At 61.4% G+C, this 17,619-nt stretch carries 17 protein-coding genes and 1 tRNA gene; 1 reads left to right on the top strand and 17 read right to left on the bottom strand.

What is annotated here, in order from left to right:
• Positions 1 to 463 precede the first annotated feature (463 nt).
• The 7 genes from I6E52_RS09765 to I6E52_RS09735 all read right to left on the bottom strand — a co-directional run bounded on the left by I6E52_RS09765 (position 464) and on the right by I6E52_RS09735 (position 6,836).
• Positions 464 to 539 (bottom strand) — tRNA-Arg (locus tag I6E52_RS09765).
• A gap of 86 nt (positions 540 to 625) precedes the next feature.
• Positions 626 to 1,375 carry an SDR family NAD(P)-dependent oxidoreductase gene (locus tag I6E52_RS09760; protein WP_197156744.1) on the bottom strand — a complete coding sequence of 250 codons (750 nt, stop codon included), beginning with the start codon at positions 1,373 to 1,375 and terminating at the stop codon, positions 626 to 628.
• Complete coding sequence (locus I6E52_RS09755; RefSeq protein ID WP_197156742.1) at positions 1,372 to 2,220, bottom strand: fumarylacetoacetate hydrolase family protein; 849 nt, start codon at positions 2,218 to 2,220, stop codon at positions 1,372 to 1,374. The genes I6E52_RS09760 and I6E52_RS09755 overlap by 4 nt, the downstream gene beginning before the upstream one ends.
• A complete protein-coding gene (locus tag I6E52_RS09750) occupies positions 2,217 to 3,323 on the bottom strand; it encodes a Gfo/Idh/MocA family protein (protein WP_197156740.1) in 1,107 nt (368 codons plus the stop codon). The genes I6E52_RS09755 and I6E52_RS09750 overlap by 4 nt, the downstream gene beginning before the upstream one ends.
• A 285-nt stretch (positions 3,324 to 3,608) precedes the next feature.
• Positions 3,609 to 4,637, bottom strand: coding sequence for an isopenicillin N synthase family oxygenase (locus I6E52_RS09745; protein ID WP_197156738.1), 1,029 nt, complete (start codon positions 4,635 to 4,637; stop codon positions 3,609 to 3,611).
• Positions 4,638 to 4,727: 90 nt separating this feature from the next.
• Positions 4,728 to 6,182, bottom strand: a complete 1,455-nt coding sequence (locus I6E52_RS09740) for a glyceraldehyde-3-phosphate dehydrogenase (RefSeq protein ID WP_197156736.1) — start codon at positions 6,180 to 6,182, stop codon at positions 4,728 to 4,730.
• Between the two features lie 267 nt (positions 6,183 to 6,449).
• Positions 6,450 to 6,836 carry a DUF1801 domain-containing protein gene (locus I6E52_RS09735; RefSeq protein ID WP_231601811.1) on the bottom strand — a complete coding sequence of 129 codons (387 nt, stop codon included), beginning with the start codon at positions 6,834 to 6,836 and terminating at the stop codon, positions 6,450 to 6,452.
• A gap of 37 nt (positions 6,837 to 6,873) precedes the next feature.
• On the opposite strand from I6E52_RS09735, the gene dgoD reads away from it, so the two are divergent.
• Positions 6,874 to 8,019, top strand: a complete 1,146-nt coding sequence (dgoD, locus tag I6E52_RS09730) for a galactonate dehydratase (RefSeq protein WP_197156734.1) — start codon at positions 6,874 to 6,876, stop codon at positions 8,017 to 8,019.
• A 48-nt stretch (positions 8,020 to 8,067) separates the two neighbouring features.
• Here dgoD and I6E52_RS09725 read toward each other — a convergent pair whose 3' ends face one another.
• The 10 genes from I6E52_RS09725 to I6E52_RS09680 all read right to left on the bottom strand — a co-directional run bounded on the left by I6E52_RS09725 (position 8,068) and on the right by I6E52_RS09680 (position 17,605).
• Complete coding sequence (locus I6E52_RS09725; RefSeq protein WP_197156732.1) at positions 8,068 to 8,808, bottom strand: SDR family oxidoreductase; 741 nt, start codon at positions 8,806 to 8,808, stop codon at positions 8,068 to 8,070.
• Positions 8,808 to 9,557 carry a FadR/GntR family transcriptional regulator gene (locus tag I6E52_RS09720; RefSeq protein WP_197156730.1) on the bottom strand — a complete coding sequence of 250 codons (750 nt, stop codon included), beginning with the start codon at positions 9,555 to 9,557 and terminating at the stop codon, positions 8,808 to 8,810. Before I6E52_RS09720 ends, I6E52_RS09725 begins: the two co-directional genes overlap by 1 nt.
• Positions 9,558 to 9,666: 109 nt before the next feature.
• Entirely contained in the window at positions 9,667 to 10,599 is a 933-nt protein-coding gene (locus tag I6E52_RS09715) for an ABC transporter substrate-binding protein (RefSeq protein ID WP_197156728.1), read from the bottom strand.
• Complete coding sequence (locus I6E52_RS09710; protein ID WP_197156726.1) at positions 10,599 to 11,378, bottom strand: ABC transporter permease; 780 nt, start codon at positions 11,376 to 11,378, stop codon at positions 10,599 to 10,601. Before I6E52_RS09710 ends, I6E52_RS09715 begins: the two co-directional genes overlap by 1 nt.
• 3 nt (positions 11,379 to 11,381) lie before the next feature.
• Complete coding sequence (locus I6E52_RS09705) at positions 11,382 to 12,062, bottom strand: ABC transporter permease (protein WP_197156724.1); 681 nt, start codon at positions 12,060 to 12,062, stop codon at positions 11,382 to 11,384.
• Entirely contained in the window at positions 12,059 to 12,883 is an 825-nt protein-coding gene (locus tag I6E52_RS09700) for an ABC transporter ATP-binding protein (RefSeq protein WP_197157074.1), read from the bottom strand. The genes I6E52_RS09705 and I6E52_RS09700 overlap by 4 nt, the downstream gene beginning before the upstream one ends.
• Before the next feature lie 102 nt (positions 12,884 to 12,985).
• A complete protein-coding gene (locus I6E52_RS09695; RefSeq protein ID WP_197121845.1) occupies positions 12,986 to 14,344 on the bottom strand; it encodes a DUF1501 domain-containing protein in 1,359 nt (452 codons plus the stop codon).
• A gap of 78 nt (positions 14,345 to 14,422) precedes the next feature.
• Complete coding sequence (locus tag I6E52_RS09690) at positions 14,423 to 16,318, bottom strand: DUF1800 domain-containing protein (RefSeq protein ID WP_197156722.1); 1,896 nt, start codon at positions 16,316 to 16,318, stop codon at positions 14,423 to 14,425.
• A gap of 180 nt (positions 16,319 to 16,498) precedes the next feature.
• Complete coding sequence (locus I6E52_RS09685) at positions 16,499 to 17,035, bottom strand: redoxin domain-containing protein (RefSeq protein WP_197156720.1); 537 nt, start codon at positions 17,033 to 17,035, stop codon at positions 16,499 to 16,501.
• Between the two features lie 30 nt (positions 17,036 to 17,065).
• Positions 17,066 to 17,605: a YaeQ family protein gene (locus tag I6E52_RS09680; RefSeq protein WP_197156718.1), complete on the bottom strand. Its 540-nt coding sequence runs from the start codon at positions 17,603 to 17,605 to the stop codon at positions 17,066 to 17,068.
• Positions 17,606 to 17,619: the final 14 nt, after the last annotated feature.

Here is a 17,619-nt window from a genome sequence, read left to right as displayed (position 1 = left end):
AGATGAAGGTGCGTCAAACGTTCGAGGTGGGTGTCTCAGAAAGCTAAAGCTTTCGAGACACGCGGAACATCTTCCGAGCCTCGGTAGGAAGTGGCAGATTTCCGGGGCTCGATCTGTCTTGGAAACAGGTCTTTCCGCTAAGTGTCTTTGCTCCACTGCTCTGGCAGTTTCCGAGGCAGAAGGGTCTCCTGAGTGTTTCGGTTACTCCCTGACCTGCCCCTAGTTCGGTTACGCGCCGCTAGGCGCAATCACCGTCTACTCAGGCGATTGTTCAGAGGTCAATTGGTCAACTCCGCCCGCTGGACCAAAACCCAGATAAACACTGGGTTCCGCCGAGTCGGACAGGTCGATTTTTGCCCCGAAAGTACGCCCCGTTGTTTTCAAGTGTGGGCAGGATGTGGGCAGAAACCACAACAGGCCCGACCGCACTCCACAAGAAAGTGCTGATCAGACCTGTTTTATTTGGTGCGCCCGGAGGGATTTGAACCCCCGGCCTATTGATCCGTAGTCAATTGCTCTATCCGCTGAGCTACGGGCGCATCTCATTGACTTTCGCCAACCAGAAAACTATACCAGCGGTTTTGGCCTCCCACTGCCACTTTTGACAGTCGGATGCCGCGAGCGCCTACTTTCTGACGCGAAGGTGCGTTACTCCACCATCAACTTCGAGCGCGGTGCCCGTCGTTGAGCCGGAGAGCGGGCTCGCCAAATACGCGACGGCACCGGCGACTTCTTCGGGGGTGACCATGCGTCCGGTGGCCTGGCGGGCATCCAGTGCGGCGCGTTCAGCGACGGGATCGTCGAAGCCCTGCAGCATCCGTTCCACAAAGGGGGTGGAGACGGTGCCGGGGCTGACCGCGTTGACGCGCACCCCATCCGCCACATGGTCGGTAGCCATCGCGTAGGTGAGCGCAAGAACGGCACCCTTGGATGCGCTGTAGAGAGCGCGCTGCGGGAGGCCGTTGAGGGCGGCGATCGAGCAGAGGTTGACGATGGCGGCGTGCTGCGACTTGCGCAACCACGGCAGCGCTGCGGCCGACACTCTGGCCATTCCGGTGACGTTGATGTTGAGCACTCGCGCCCAATCGGCGTCGTCGTTGTCTTCGACGGTGCCGACCGCGCTGATGCCGGCGTTGTTCACGACGATGTCGATGCCGCCCAACTTCTCGGCCGCCGCTTTGACAGCAGCGACCACGGAGGCACGATCAGACACGTCTGCTGCGAAACCGTGCAGGCGAGCATCCAACCCCTCGGGGTTCAGGTCGAGCACGGCAACAGTCGCACCACGCTCGGCGAGAGCGAGTGCTGAAGCTAAACCGATGCCGGATGCTCCCCCGGTGACTACGGCGACGAGACCGTCGAATTCGGCGCTCATGCCTGCACCATCTCTTGGCGTGCACGACCGAGACCGTCGATCTCGAGCTCAACAACATCGCCAGCGCGCAAATAGGGCTGGCCTTCAATACCCATGGCCACGCCGGCGGGCGTTCCCGTGTTGATGACATCGCCGGGGCGAAGCACCATGAACTGGCTGAGGTACCAGACGACGCAGTGGACACCGAACGCCATATTCGCGGTCGTGCCATTCTGGCGTTCGACACCATTCACCCACAGCCGCAAGCCCAAGGCTTGAGGGTCGGACACCTCGTCGGCGGTCACCAGCTCAGGCCCGAACGGATTGAAGGTCTCGCAGCTCTTGCCCTTGTCCCAGGTTCCGCCACGTTCGAGTTGGAAAGCGCGCTCGGAAACGTCGTGCGAGACGGCGTAACCGGCAATGACGGCGGCCGCGTCATTCGGGGAATCAAGGTAGCGAGCAGTCGCGCCGATAACGACACCGAGCTCGACCTCCCAGTCGGTTTTGACGCTCGTGCGCGGGATGAGCACGTTGTCGAAGGCGCCGACCATCGTGCTGGGGTCCTTCATGAAGATGACGGGCTCGTCGGGCAGCGTCGCACCGGTCTCTTCAGCGTGGTCGCTGTAGTTGAGGCCGACACACACGATCTTGCCGGGCTGGGCGATCGCCGCACCGACGCGAACGCCCTCGGTCTCGACGGCGGGGAGCGTGCCAGCGGCGATTGCCGCTCGAGCAGAGTCAACTCCGCCGGACTCGAAGAAAGCACCGTTGATGTCTGCCGCGATGGGGCGCAGGTCGAACGCCGCTCCGTCGTGCAGGACGACAGGAATTTCTGAGCCAACCGGCCCGAGTCGCGCAAATCTCACTGAGTGTTCTCCTTAGTTGCCAACGCGATACCTTCGCGTTCTTGTGAATCGTATCCGGCTTCAACAACAGCCATAGTACGTATGACGTCTTCTACCGAGGTGGGAAGTTCAGAAATCGAGCCCTCGACGTAGCGTTGGAGGGCGCTCATGGAGCCGATGAAAGCATCCGGGAACCAGCTGCCCTCGAAAGGTACCGACTGCCAGCCGAGCTCGGGCTTGTCCGTGTACGCAATCTCGAGAGCATCCGGGCCACCCCGCGGATAGTCGAGCATGAGACCCATCTGAGCGCGAATGGCCCCCTTGGTACCCTCCCACTTGATGAAACTCTCTTCGAACTTGCCGCCGAATCCGTGATCGTGGTTCGTGCTGATCGTGACCCGCAGCGGGCGATCCCGATAACGCATGATGATCGTCGAGCGAGTGTTCGACACTTGAGGCTTGGCAGGGTGCCGCACCGTGACCGCGCTCACCCCATCCGGGTCGCCCAAGAATGAACGCACGAGGTCCATGTAGTGCACGCTGTGCATGTTGAGCTCGAGGCGTTCGATGCCGAGCACATGGGGAAAGATCTCCCAGGGCGTCTCGGTAGCGACGCGGATCTCCATGTCATAGAGCTCACCGATCCCACCCTCGGCGATGAGCTTGCGAGCCTCCGCGACGTATGGCGCGAACCGCAACTGCGTGTTCACGGCAGCAACAAGATTCTTGCGGTGACAGATCTCAAGGAGCACACGCGCCTCGGCCAGGTTCTGACCGAACGGCTTCTGGATGAGCACGGCCGCGCCATCGGGAAGTTGGTCGAGCACCGTCGGGTATTGCTCGGGCATGAGTGCGAGGTCGTAGACGGCGTCTTTCGGGGCCGCCGCTACGGCATCCGAGAGCGACGTAAACACGTTCGGGATGCCGAACTCTTCAGCCAGAGCCTGCGCCTTGGCCGCCGTGCGGTTCACAATCCCCCACACCTCGAACCCCGCCTTGCGGTAGGCCGGGAGGTGCGCATCTTTGACGATACCGCCGGCGCCAATCATGACGATCGGGCGTGGATGATCGGGCATCACGACCGTGTACGCCTCGGCTGGCTGACGTTCGGGGAACTGCGACACAGGTTGCTCCGGCTCTCGTAGGCGGTCAAACTCGTGATCAAACGATATATCAAACACTCGGAGGCGGCAATGCGGCGGGCTTGCGGCTGTCGAACATCGCCGCCCAAAGAGTGGAAACTCAGGACATTTGAGCGCGCGATCGCCGCATCAGCACGTGGGGAACCCCGCAAAGCCACATCTCCTGAGTTTCCAACGATGGCGATCCAGAAACAGCGCCGGCCCCGACGACAAAGTGCGGCCCACCCCGAGGGGCAGACCGCACTTGAGTTACGTCAGTAAGCAGGTTTAGATCGCACCCCGCGGGCCCTGAATCAGATCGTCGTGATGGATCTGGGCAACGTTGGGGTGCGCCCGCATTCGGTAGCGAAGCGCATTGTCTCCATACGTTTCGAGGATCGGGCTGTTCGTGGGGTCAAGCGACAGTCCGCGGGCCTGGGCCGCGAGCTCCGGCGGCAACTGCAGCTGGGGAATCACAGTGTCGAGGGCCGGATTGAAGAAGAACGGAATCGAGATGCGGTCATCGCCAATGAGCGGCGAGATCACGCGATGCAGCGTCGCCTTGAGGTATCCCTCGGTAGCGAGCTCGAGCATCTCGCCAATGTTGACGACGAACGCACCGGGCTTCGGCGGAACATCAACCCACTCGCCCTGAAAGTCGACCTGCAAGCCGCCCTTGCCAGGCTCCACCATCAGCAGCGTCAGCACGCCACCGTCACGGTGAGCACCAACACCCTGCTTGGGCTCCGGGTTGGACTCGCCGGGGTACCGCACGATCTTCAACTGCGGGAAAGGCTTGTCGGCAAATGCATTGTCGAACACGTCCTCCGGGGCGCCGAGGGCGTGAGCCCACGCGCGCAGAAGGCGCAGCGACACGGCGCTGAGCTTGTCGTTCCACTCGTTGACCAGCTCACGAAGCTGCGGCACGGCATCCGGCCACAGGTTCGGCCCTTCAAGACGCCAGTAGTCGGCAAGCCCAGCAGCGTTGTCGACGACGTCGCGCTCGGGGCCAACATCGATTTGCTCACGCCAGTCGGTCTTGCCCTCGGTCAGCTCGCCACCGACACGCGTGTAGCCACGGAACTGTGGGCTCTTAACGTTTTCAACAGCCAGCTTCTGCTCGGCGGGTAGAGCAAAGAACTCGCGGGATGCCGCAAGAAGGTCATCCATCAACTTTTCGTCGACACCGTGCCCGACAAGGTAAAAGAACCCAACATCGTGGGTGGCACACAGCAAATCATCCCGGAACTTGGCAGCCGCTTCTGGGCCGCCATCGAGTAGCGAGAGATCAATTACTGGGAGCGCGGAATCGTTCATTTAACGATGTTCACACGCCAAGTCTGAGAGTTTTCCTTTGTTACGCTCACAGCGTGAAGCGCGCGCGTAACACGATCACAGTTCGGAAAATTATGCTCCAACTACGGCGCGTTCGGGAATAACTTGCGGGTGCGTTTGCCCCATATGTTCAATCACGCGCACCACCTGGCTGGTGTAGCCAAACTCGTTGTCGTACCAGACGTACAACACGAGATGCTTGCCGGTGCTGATGGTCGCAAGGCCGTCCACGATGCCCGCGCGGTGCGAGCCCGTGAAGTCGCTCGAGACGACCTCGGGCGAATCGATAAAGTCGATCTGTTGCTGCAGAGTCGAGTCGAGCGAGAGGTCGCGCAAGTACCGGTTCACTTCGTCGCGCGTGGTTTCGGTCGCGAGGTTGAGGTTCAGAATCGCCATCGACACATTCGGAGTCGGAACCCGGATCGCGCTGCCGGTAAGCAATCCCGCCAACTCGGGAACTGCCTTTGCGACTGCTTTCGCAGCCCCCGTCTCAGTGATGACCATATTCATCGGCGCCGAACGTCCGCGACGATCTCCCGAGTGGAAGTTGTCGGTCAGGTTTTGGTCATTCGTGTACGAGTGCACCGTCTCAACATGCCCGTGCTCGATGCCGTACTGGTCACTGATCGCTTTCAGTACTGGCGAGATCGCGTTGGTCGTGCACGACGCGGCCGAGAGGATCGTGTCGGTGTCTGAGATTGTGTCGTGGTTGAGCCCAAACACGATGTTCTTGATGTCGCCCTTGCCGGGAGCGGTGAGCAGTACACGCTTCACACCCGTTGATTTGAGGTGCTGACCGAGGCCCTCTTCGTCACGCCAGCGGCCGGTGTTGTCGACGACGATGGCATCCGAAATTCCGTACTCGGTGTAGTCGATCGTGGCCGGGTCGTTCGAGTAGATCACCTGGATGAGGGTGCCGTTGGCCAGAATCGTGTTGGCTTCGGTGTCGACCGAGATCGTTCCCTCGAACGGACCATGAACACTGTCGCGACGCAGCAGGCTGGCACGCTTCACGAGGTCATTGTCTGACCCCTTGCGCACAACGATGGCGCGCAGACGGAGTCCCTCGCCGTTGCCGGCGTGCGCGATAAGAATGCGGGCCAACAGTCGACCGATACGTCCGAAACCGTAGAGCACAACATCCGCTCCCGCTGGTTTCGTTTCGCTGCCATTCTTGAGCACCGGCTCAAGTTCAGCCGCCAAGAAGTCGCTGAGCTCCCCGCCGACTTCGCGAAAACGGTTCACGAGCTTCGCCAAATCAATGGATGCCGAATTCAGTGGCATCGCCGAGAGCGCCACCATGATCGGCATGGTCTCTTCGATCGGCAGTTCGCTCTCGTTGAGCTGACGCGCAAAACGGTGGGCCTTAAGCACCTCGACAGGTGACTGATTGATGAGGCGGCGGCCGTGAATCGAGGTCACGACACCGTGGTTGCGATACAGCCCGCCGATAAGGGGGATCATTGCCTCGGCCAGTTCTTGGCGGGCATTCCACCGGTCAAATTCGTCGCTGTGTTCGCGTTGCATCAGGTTCCTTCCGACTGCACTGTCTTGGTCCGCGGGCGCGCTTGTGGCACGGCTGGTCCCGCATCCATTCTCCCAGACGGATGCTCGGCACGCGCGTTCAGAAAAGCACAGTTCGGGCAACACTTTAGAGATCGCTAAAGGGGGCGATATTTAACGGTGCGGATGCCGGTTTGGCCGCGGTTGTGATGCCGCTTGTGGCACCGAACGTGGGCGCAACCCAGACCCGACCAGACGCAGGCGGCTGGCGGCTGGCGGCTGGCGCGAAAGCTAGCGAGCGGCGTTGAACGCCACCGCGCACTGGATGAGCGCCTGAAAAGCATCAGGGTTTATCGCGTCCCCCTGGTGGAGATCGATCGCGCGCCTGACCTTGGCGTCAAGGCTGCTGTTGAAGATACCGGTGGGGTCGTCGAGCGAAGCGCCCTGCGCGAACGTGAGTTTGACCTTGTCTTTGTAGGTTTCGCCGGTGCAGATCAGTCCGTCGAGGCTCCAGGCTGCGACGCCATCCGGATTCGTGGGTTTTCGCCACTTGACCTCTTCCACGATCGCAGGCTCAGCCTGAACGATCAGTGCGCGAAGGTGGGCAAGCATCTCGCCCCGCCAGTCGCGGTGGCTCGTCGTGGTGGCATCCATGATGCTCACTTTAGTAGCTGTCATTAGTAGGATAATAAGACTTACTAACGGAAGGGCCGCCGTGAAGATCGCACGCATCGAAACATTCCTCGTTCCACCACGCTGGTTGTTCGTGCGTATCGAGACCGATAACGGCATCGTCGGCTGGGGCGAGCCCGTTGTCGAAGGCCAAGCCGACATCGTGCGCGCCGCCGTCGAACAGCACGCCGAATACCTCGTGGGGCTCGACGCCACCCGCATCGAAGACCACTGGCAAGTGCTCACCCGCGGAGGTTTCTACCGCGGCGGCCCCGTCGCTTCCAGCGCGATCGCCGGCATCGACCAAGCACTCTGGGACATCGCGGGCAAAGCCCACGGCGTTCCCGTTCACGACCTTCTCGGCGGTGCTGTTCGTGACCGCATCCGCATGTATGGCTGGGTTGGCGGCGACGAACCCTCCGAGCTGCGCGACAACATCGCCCAGCAGGTCGAGTCGGGTCTCACCGCGATCAAGATGAATGCAAGCGGACGGATGTCTCCCCTCAGCACCGTGAGCGCCGTCGCCGAGGTCGTCGACCGGGCTGCGCTCGCACGCGAAGTTCTTGGCCCCGACCGGGACTTCGCGATCGACTTTCACGGACGAATGACCGCGGCGAACAGCCGCCGCATCCTTCCCCTTCTCGAACCGCACGCTCCCCTGTTTGTGGAAGAACCAGTCGTGCCCGACAAGTCGCACTTGCTCGATGGCATCGTCTCGTCAACGTCGATCCCGATCGCCACCGGCGAGCGCCTCTTCTCTCGCAACGAATTCTTGGGTCCGCTTCAGGCCGGCATCGCCGTCGTTCAGCCCGACCTCTCCCATGCGGGTGGCATTTCCGAAGTGCGTCGCATCGCCGCCCTCGCCGACATGTTCGACGCTCAACTCGCGCCGCACTGCCCGCTCGGACCAATCGCGTTGGCGTCGAGCCTGCAGGTCGGGTTCAACACTCCGAACTTCTTGATTCAAGAACAGAGCATCGGCATCCACTACAACGTCGGATCAGATGTGCTCGAGTACCTGATGGATACGAGCGTCTTCGACTTCACGAGTGGCTACATCGAGCGGCTAACTGCCCCCGGACTCGGCATCGATATCGATGAGGCCGCCGTGCGCGCCGCCGACAAGGTCGGGCACCAGTGGCGCTCCCCCGTGTGGCGTCGCGATGATGGGTCGCTCGCCGAGTGGTAGCCGGTCGGCAACTTCGGCGTTAGCCGAGCGCGTGGCAGCGAGGCCCTGTTAAGCGCCGAGTGTTGTCGTCATGCCGCCATCGACGACGAGCGAAGCGCCCGTGATGTACGACGCACCGTCTCCAGCAAGGAACTGGATGACCGACGCGACTTCTTCAGGTTTACCCAGCCGCCGCAGGGTGGCCTGGCGCCGCGCCAGCTCTTGCGCTTCTGGGGTTTGGTGATCCCACTGCCGAGTCTCGATCGACCCCGGGAGCACCACGTTCACGCGCACGTGCGGGGCGTAATCCACCGACAGCTGCCGGGTGAGCGAAATGAGCCCGCCCTTCGCCGCATCGTAGGCGGGCTGCTCGGCCCAGGACAGCACCCCGTGAACGCTCGACACATTCACCATGTTGCCGCGGGCCGCAGTGAGAGTGTCATGGAAGGTGCGCATTGCCCGGTAGGCGGATGACAGGGTTACCGAGAGTTGCTGATTCCAGTCGTCTTCGCTCTGTTCATGCGCGATGCCAGTCACTTGAAAGAACGCGTTATTCACGATGACGGCCGGCGGGCGATTCGCGGAGCGCAGTTCACGCGAGAGCGACTCCCACTGCTCGGAGTCCGCGACGTCGAGGCGATGGGCGGTGGCGACGCCGCCGGCCGCAACGATCTCGGCGGCAACCGCGGCGGCGGCATCCACGTCAATATCGGTGACGACAACATCGTCACCGGAGGCAGCGAAGAGGCGTGCAGCAGCAGCACCGATGCCGTGGGCTGCGCCCGTGATGAGCACGGTGCGGGCCGCCATTAGAGAGCCGGCTTTCGGTTCGCCACGAGGGCAGCCCCGATCGGGTCTTTGCTCACGATGGTTTCGGAGTCGCGGTTCGACTGGTCCATCAGTAGCTTCATCGCGGTGTGGGCAGCCTCGGCATCCTGCGTGACAATCGCCGTCACCACCGCGCGATGGTCATCCAAAAACTGGGTTGTGGTTTCGTTCTCAAAGGCAAGCTCGTTGCGCGCATGCAGCGCGGGTTCCAGCACAACCTCAAAGCGAGCCAGTAGTTCGTTGCCGGAGGCCGCCAAGATGGCCCGATGAAAAGCTAGGTCCGCTGCTACGTGCGACGTCACTTCGGTGCTCTCGAAGGTCGCAGCTAGCGCCGTCATCGCGGCCTCGATCTCAGCACACTGTTCGTCGCTGCGGCGAACTGCGGCAAGTCGAGCCGCCGCGGGCTCGAGCACTTGCCGCACTTCGCTCAGTTCGAGCACAAGCAGCGGGTCGGGCATACCTTCCGAGCGCCACGTCATGACGTCGCGGTCGAGCAACTGCCAGCGTTCCCGCGCCGTGACGAAGGTACCCAGTCGAGGCCGCGCATCCACGAGACCCTTCGTAGTGAGCACCTTGAGGGCTTCGCGGATTACCGTGCGGCTGACCTGAAATTCTGTGAGCAGCGCATCCGGATCGATGATGTCTCCCGGCGCCAGTTCACCGCGCATAATGCGACGGCCGAGCACATCAACAACGTGCCCGTGGAGGCCTCGGCGAGAGAAAGTAGTCATCTCCGCGATAATACTGTGCCGATGGTTGGTGCGCCGAGCGGCTCCGTCTTAGTGCTGACGGAGACCGCCCCGCGCCTCTGTGCCCCGCAAGCAAATGCGGAGCAGTTTCTTACTTCAGGAGACCCTTTTCGGTGAGCCAGTCTTGGGCTGCGGTCGCAGCCTGTGCCTTCTCCGTGCCCTCGACACGGTCACGCAGAGTGATGAGATCCTCAGTTGTAAGCGCGGCCGAGATCGCATCGAGAACCTCTGCGAGTTCGGCACTGTAGATGTTCGAGTTCAACAGCGGCACAATGTTCTGCGCCGCGATGAGGTTCTCGGGATCTTCCAGAACGAGCAAGTTCTTCGCGACCAAGTCCGGCGACGTCGTAAAGATATCCGCAACCTGCACAGCATCGTCAACGAGAGCCTTCACCGTGTCGGGCCCTCCAAAGTCCTCGATCGGAACGAACGTGATGTCCGTCAGTCCGTACGCCGACTCGAGACCGGGGATGCCGTAGGGAAGCTCGGCAATCTGCGGGCTGGCTCCGAGGCTAAATGGCTCGATCTTTGCGAGGTCGCCAATGGTAACGAGACCTTCTTCATCTGCCAGCTCTTGGGTGACAACGTAGGCGTCTTTGTCCTCGGCAGGTGAGGAGGTGAGAACCTGGAAGCCGTCCGGAACTGTGGTCTCGAGCGCCGCGTCTACTTCGGCAGTGGTGCGGGCAGCATTTTCTGTGTCATAGAAAAAGAGGAGGTTGCCGTTGTACTCCGGCATGAGGCTGACCGATCCATCTTCCAAAGCGGGAATCGTGGTCTGGCGCGGCCCAAGGTTGAACTTCGTCTCGACCTCGAACCCGGCATCCTCAAGCGCGATGGCATAAATGTTTCCCAGAATCTCGCTCTCAGGGTAGGCGAACGAGCCCACGATGATCGTGTCGCCAGTGACAGAGCCGTCAGCCGACGTGTCGGTGGGGTCAGAGGTGGAGCACCCTGCGAGGGCAACAAGCGTTCCCGCGGCGACGGTCGCGATGGCGACCCGTGCCCTCCGATTTGCTGCGAACATTAGTTTTTCCCTTCGTGGGCGGATGGTGCCGCCACCGCGACCAGCCCCAGTGGCTGTTCACGGACGTCTATTTTCTTTCGGCGAACCCCGGCAGTTCCGCGCCGACGGGTAAGCCGCTGAGCGAGGGCGAACATACCGTCGACAACGAGCGCTAAGAGCGTGACAAGAATGGCGCCGCCGAGAATGCGATCGTTGTCGTTGAGTCCGATGCCGCTAGAGATGATTGTGCCGAGGCCGCCCAATGAGATGTACGAGGCGATCACTGCGGTCGCAATAACTTGAAGCGCCGACGCCCGAATTCCGCCAATAATGAGCGGCAACGACAACGGAATCTCAATCTGAGTGAGTACTTGCAGTTCTGTCATCCCCATTGCACGACCTGCGTCGATCGTCTGACGATCGACAGACTCGATGCCAGCGTAGGCGCCCGCCAGAATCGATGGAATTGCCAATATAACGAGTGCGATGATCGAGGCGATAAAAGCCGCCTGTGTAAAGGGCACGGTAGCGCCCACAATGACAAAAAGTGCCATGAGAAGCCCCAACGTGGGTAAAGCCCGCATGGCGCCGGTGAAGCCAATCACAAACTGCCGCCCGCGACCAGTGTGCCCAATATAGAAGCCCAGCGGCAACGCAATAACCGCCGCAACGGCGACGGCGACAACCGTGTACAACAGGTGCTCGCCCACACGGTCTTGAATCGGCAAAGGATTTAAACCGCCTGAGGCATAGTTAGCCGGGTCGAGCAGCCAACGAAAAGCATCGAGAAAGAACTGCATGGGCTAACCCACCCGCCCGAGAAGAAGCGGCGTGCGGCTGCGAACGCTTTTTTGCCGTCGCATCCACGGCATAAGAACTCGGCCAAGAAGAACGAGGATCACGTCGAAGACGAGCGCAATGACAAGGCTAGCCACAATGCCGATGACAATTTCGTCGAGAAAATCCCGCTGCTTTCCATTCGTGAAGAGGTACCCGAGGTTCGCCGAGCCGATGATGGCCCCGACCGACACCAGTGCGATCGTGCTCGCGGAAACCACCCGCATCCCAGCAAGAAGAACCGGGCCGGCTAGCGGAAGCTCGACTAGCCAGAATCGGCCCCAGGCCGAGTATCCGGTCGCAGTCGCCGCTTCGATCGCATCCTTGGGCACCGCGGCGAGCGCATCTGCTGCAGTCCGCACCATCATCGCGACTGCATAGAGCGTGAGCGCCACAACAATGTTTCGATCATCGGTAATCTTCGTTCCCAGCAGATACGGCAACATCACGAACAGCGGAAGCGAGGGAATTGTGTAGAGAAGGCTGCCGCCAGCGATCACGAACGAGCGCACGGGCTGCCAGCGGTTGGCGATCCATCCGAGCGGCACAGCGATGCAAAACCCGAGCACGATCGGAAGGATGCTGAGCGCTACGTGGTTGCCCGTGAGCTCGGCGACTAGAGCAAAGTTGTCAAGGAGCCACGTCATTGTTCGGTCCCGAGCACGCCGGCAGGCCGACCATCAGAATCCACTATTAACGGCGCGCTGTCTCCTTCGCGGTGCTGAATATAGAGGGTGCGCTTGCCACGATCAGCTCCGATGAACGACGCTACGAAATCATCCGCGGGAGTCGCCAAGATATCGGCGGGGCTGCCCACCTGCGCGATCACGCCGCCGTTGCGAAGAATAACCACCTGATCGGCGATAACGAACGCTTCATCGATGTCATGAGTAACAAAGACAGTCGTTTTGCCCAGTTCACGCTGCAGGCGGTTGAGCTCTTCTTGAAGCTCCGCCCGCACGATGGGGTCGACGGCGCCAAATGGCTCATCCATGAGAAGGATATCGGGATCGCTGGCGAGGGCGCGGGCCACACCGACGCGCTGCTGTTGACCGCCGGATAGCTGATCGGGATAGCGCTCCGCAAGATTCCGATCAAGGCCAACGGTATCAAGCAGGGTGATTGCGTCGAGTCGGGCCTTGCGCTTAGGCACACCATTCAATCGCGGTACCGAAGCGATATTGTCGACCACTTTGCGGTGAGGCAGCAGTCCGGTGGCCTGAAGCACATACCCAATGCGGCGGCGAAGCAACACTGGATCGACGTCGGCAATGTCTTCGCCATTGATCAGAATGGATCCCTCAGTGGGATCGATCATCCGGTTGATCATGCGAAGTAGCGTGGTCTTGCCGGAGCCGGATGAGCCCACAAATACGGTGGCTTTGTGCGACGGAAGCACGAGGGAAAAGTTCTCGACTGCGAGCGTTCCATCGGGAAACCGCTTAGTAACGTTGCGAAACTCGATCATGGCGCGGCTCATTCCTCGTGGGAGTGGCGAACCGACAACTGCCGGACACTAGAAAACCAGTATATTCGACCCCTGATCGACCCCCGCTAAGCCGTCACGCAGCTAAGCCATGACCCCTATCGGCGACACCTTCCAGTCGGGGAAGATGATGCTGGCGTCGGCCGCGCTGAGATCGAGGCGGTTCATGACGACCTCGCCAAGAAGATCGCGGAAGTCGTTGCTGCCGGGAACGTCGCCGTGATCGAGCACATCAGCTCCGAGGCCCTCCCACTTGCCGTGCACGCCACCCTTGACTCCGCCACCGAGCACCATGGCGAGGCCGCCGTGACCGTGGTCAACACCTGAGCTGTCGTTCTGACCTACGCGACGACCAAACTCACTCATGAGCACCACAGTGGTGGTGTCAGCCTTCGGGCCAAGGTCAGCGAAGAATGCCGCAAGACCGTTGCCCACAGCGCTGAGCATGTCGTGCATGTCGCCCTTGTCTGGTGTGCCGATGTCGGTGTGCATGTCCCAGCCACCGAGATCCAACGTGCCGACCCGAAGTCCCACGTTCGCCCGGATAAGGCTGGCCAACGTCGCGAGGTCGCTAGAGAAGTTGTCGTCCCCGTAGCCACGCGCTTTCGCGTCACCAGCGGAAGCCGCAATCTCGGACGCTTCGCTGGAGGCGCTCAAGGCGAGGTTGGCCTGCTGCGCGATGGGGTGGTCAAGACCGGTGTAGAGGCTTGCAAGGGCCGTGCGAGTGGGCTCAAGGAGCGAGTCATCCACGTCAATCGCCATGCGCTCGAGGTCAGGAACAACGAGCGCATTCGAACCACCCACGAGAGAGCGAGCAAGACGATCGCTTGCCCCAACCCCGCGCCAAGTCGTTCCTGGACCGCTCTGCTCAAGAGCGCGGTTGAGCCACCCCGTTTGCGAAGCGCTGCCGGCGGAGCCACCGCGCTCGAGGCAATCCTGCGCTTGGAAGTGGCTTCGCGAAAGGTCGGGCGTGCCGATGGCGGGTACAGCAGCGATCTTGCCCTGAGCCATCATCGGCTTCAAGGCAGACAGCGCCGGGTGCAAACCGAAACCGCGTTCGAAGGCAATGAGACCCGAGTTCTCTTTGACCGCGATGCCGGGGCGTGCCTTCAAAAGGTCAGCGTCGGTAGCCGGAACCAGCACGGAGAGCCCGTCCATTCCGCCGCGGAGGAACACAACGATAAGAGCACCCGTGTCTGGCGAACCCGGAGCCGCGTACGACGCCTGCGTGGTGACAATCTGGGAGCCGATAGCGGCGACTCCGGCCATGAGCCCGCCCTGCAGCATCCGTCGGCGGGTAAAACCTTTCGACCAGAGCTCGCGTCGTGCCGTCTCTTCGGCCACCACAATCTCGCTATGGGCTCGCACTGCGGAATCTAAATCAGTCGGACCCAACTGTCGCCAGTCTGGGCAGTCAGGGTGAAGGAAACGGGTCTCGGTCATTAGAGGGTTCTTTCTCGAGTCGGGTTCGAGCTACAGGGGAGGGTGAGTCTGGTCAGCGCAGTCGATTAGCGCCGTCAATTAGCGCAGTTGGAAATAGGGCGAGTCGAGCACGAGGGCCGCGAGAGCGGGGACCTGCCACGCATCGCCCGCTTCGGCTTCAGTAGAACCGTCAGCATCGAGATACGACAGCAGCACAGCGCGATGGGTATCACTGAGCGGACGGCCGATCATGCGCTGAGCGATGCTGTCGATCCATTGGGCGTTCGTCTGGCCCGTGGTCGGCACGAGTTCTTCACTGAGCTTGGCGGGTGGGGTGAGTCCCTTCATCCAGCCACCGGTCAAGCTCCGGTGCAGGTTCCAGCGCGACACCGTCTGGCTGGCGGAAAGCCAGGCCCCGGTGACGTCGGGGAAACCATTGGGTGGGGTCCACGTGAGAGGCGCGTGCCCAAGATTCTGAAGAACCCAGTAAAGATTCTTGGCACCATCGGCAAGCTTGTCACTGGGCTGAGCCCCAACCGCACGGGCCGCCCCCACCGCGTCTTCAAGCGGCCGGCGCGCTTTCTCTCCGATTGCCGACCAGAACTCATCGCTGGCGAAAAGCTGCTTGAGCACGGGAAGGATCGCAGTGTCGTTGTCGAGGTACGTCTGCGCCAAGCGATCGAGCAAGGCCTGGGGAGGCGAATCCGAAACGAAGCGAACCGCAAGCTTTCTGACGACCGTCGCTGCGGTAGCGGGGTGATGCGCCAGCACGCTCACGTAGCGGTCGCCCATCTCGAGTCCGCCTTCAGCGGTCACGTTCTCGTCGGTAAAGAACGATGTGGCGACGGGGCCGACATAATGGCGATCCGCGCGATAGCGGAATTCGCCGGTCTCGTAGTCGATGCCACGGCCCGAGAGGATCATGGCGCTGTTGCGCACATCACCCTCGGTGTAGCCCGACGCGACTCCCAGCGTGTGGAGCTCGAGCAGCTCACGACCGAGGTTCTCGTTGACATTCCCCTTGTTCGACTGCTCGTTGTTGAGATAGGTCAGCATGGCGGGATGGCGCATCGCCGCATGCAGCATGGCGGAATACGTGCCGAGAGCGTTCGCCCGGATAACCGAGTTCGCATAGTCGGGCCCCGTAGCCCACACGCTGTCCGATGGCGTAGTCACATTCAGCAGGTTCGAGAACACATCGACAACGACTTCAAACAGCTGGCGCTTGCTGAAGACCTGTGCCGCCAAGGTTCCTTGACCTGTCTGGCGTGCAGCATCCCAGCTGTATTGCTTGATAGAGGAGCGCACTTTGGCGGTAGACGACTTCGCGAGAGGGAAGGCAGCCCACGCCGCATCGCCATCCGGGTCTGCGATGGATGCCGGAGCAAGTTGTGCGCCCAACCACTTGTCGATTCCCATCGACGACAGGTCAACGAAGTCGCTGCTGCGCGGGCCAAAAGTTACGCGGGCCAGCAAGTGAGAGTGAGTTTGGTCGTTATCGGCGACGCCGGTGGAGATAACCTCGGGAGCTGTCGACCCTTTTTGCGGGGTTGGCTTGGTCGCGGGCTTCGCCGCTGATGGCGTGTCAGCACGGGGCGTCGTGCCCGTTCCTGCGCCGGGATTCGCGTAACTCTGGTCGCGGTCGGCAGGCGGGTTTGCCGTTGCCGGCGATCGCGGGTCTTGAGTCGCGGGCGGAGTAGTGCCCCCGGTCGGGTTCTTCGTGGTCGGCGGGTTCGTGGATGTCGCGCTCGGTGTCGGAGTGGTCGGCACCGGAGTGTTGCGCGGCGCAGACCCGGTAGACGGAGGAGCCGCGGGAGGGCTCGCTCCATCCGGAAGCAGAGAGAGGGTGCTCGCCGGACCAAACGCGGCACTGCTCGCGGCGGCCGCACCCACGGCGGCAAGAGCTGCGATGCCACTCGTTATGATCATGCGACGAGCGAGTAGAGCCTCGCCGTCACCTCGCGGACGTACGTCGGGATCTACAGGAGGATTCACGCCAAAGTCCTTCATCGGGCTCACGTACGCTGGTGCCGACTAGGTTTCGACAGCCTTACACGCACTACTGAATAACGATTCAGCATCGACCCTATGGTGAGAAACACCCCTCTGTCTACCCCCATCGGGGGGACACGCGGGTAATTATGAAAATCTTTCGCCCGACGCGGCGTGCACGGCTCAGTTCTCGGGCGCTACCGTTCCGCGCGCGGGATAATCGGTATCGGTGACGTACTCGAGACCATGAATGATGGCTTTCACCGGCATCCGACCAAACGGCATGCTGGAAACTGTAGTCCAGAACACGGTGTTGTCGGCGTCAAGGATGAACATGCCCGGCTCGCTAAACAGCTCCGGTTCGCCCTTCTTGAATCCGCTGGAGAGGAAGAGACCCCACTCGCGAGCCTGCTCCTCGCTCAGCCCATAGGCGACAGGAAGCCGCGAGAGCTCCCAGTCCTCGATCGAAATCGTGGCGCGCTTGAGGGTGTCCATGCTGATGGCCACAATACGACCCACCCCGGCGTCACGCAGCGCATCCATGTTGTCGTCAAGCTCGCGAAGTTGCTTACGGCACACCGGGCAGTGCAGACCGCGATAGAAAACGAGAAGAGTGAAACGGCCATCGGCGCCTGTTCCCAGCGCGAGATCCTCAAGGGAACCTCCGCGCGCGAGTGGCAACGAAAGGGCAGGAGGCTGGGTGCGCGGCAGAATAGTCATCTTCTAGACCAACATAGCGGTGGGCCGCATTCATTCCACGTCGTGGCTATGCAGTGCCGAACTCACCGTAGTGCCGTTGAGTTCGAGATACAGCTGCCCCTCCGTCACCGACAGGGTGACAGCGTTGCGTCGCTCCAGGGCGGCCACAGCGTCTTCGATGAAGCCGGGATCAAAGCTGCGGAAGACAATTTCGCTCGCATTGTGGATCTTCTTGCCTGCCCACGGAGCTGCAACCTTCACCGGGTCGCGGTGCGTGTAGATGGCGACCCTGTCGGCTAGTTTGCTGCCGTAGTGGAGTCGGGCGGCATCCGGTGCCCCAATTTCGATCCAGGCTGTAATCGTGCCGGTGAGGTCGCGCACGAGAACCGCAGGTTCATTGGTCGACGAGACTCCCTCGCTGAACGCGATTCCCTCTTCGTATTCGAGGCAATACGCGAGCACACGAGTCATCATGTACAAGTCAGTTTCAGAGGGATGCCGCGCGACGCGAAGCGTGAAGTCGTCGTACACACCGCGATCCACATCCGCCAATTGCACCGTGAAAGTGTGGATCGTTGAGCCAGTTGCCATAACGCCCGAGCCTA

Source organism: Salinibacterium sp. NG253 (genome assembly GCF_015864945.1).
Lineage (GTDB): Bacteria > Actinomycetota > Actinomycetes > Actinomycetales > Microbacteriaceae > Rhodoglobus.
The sequence above is the reverse complement of the archived record's forward strand: the minus strand, read 5'-3'. Positions and strand labels throughout refer to the sequence as shown.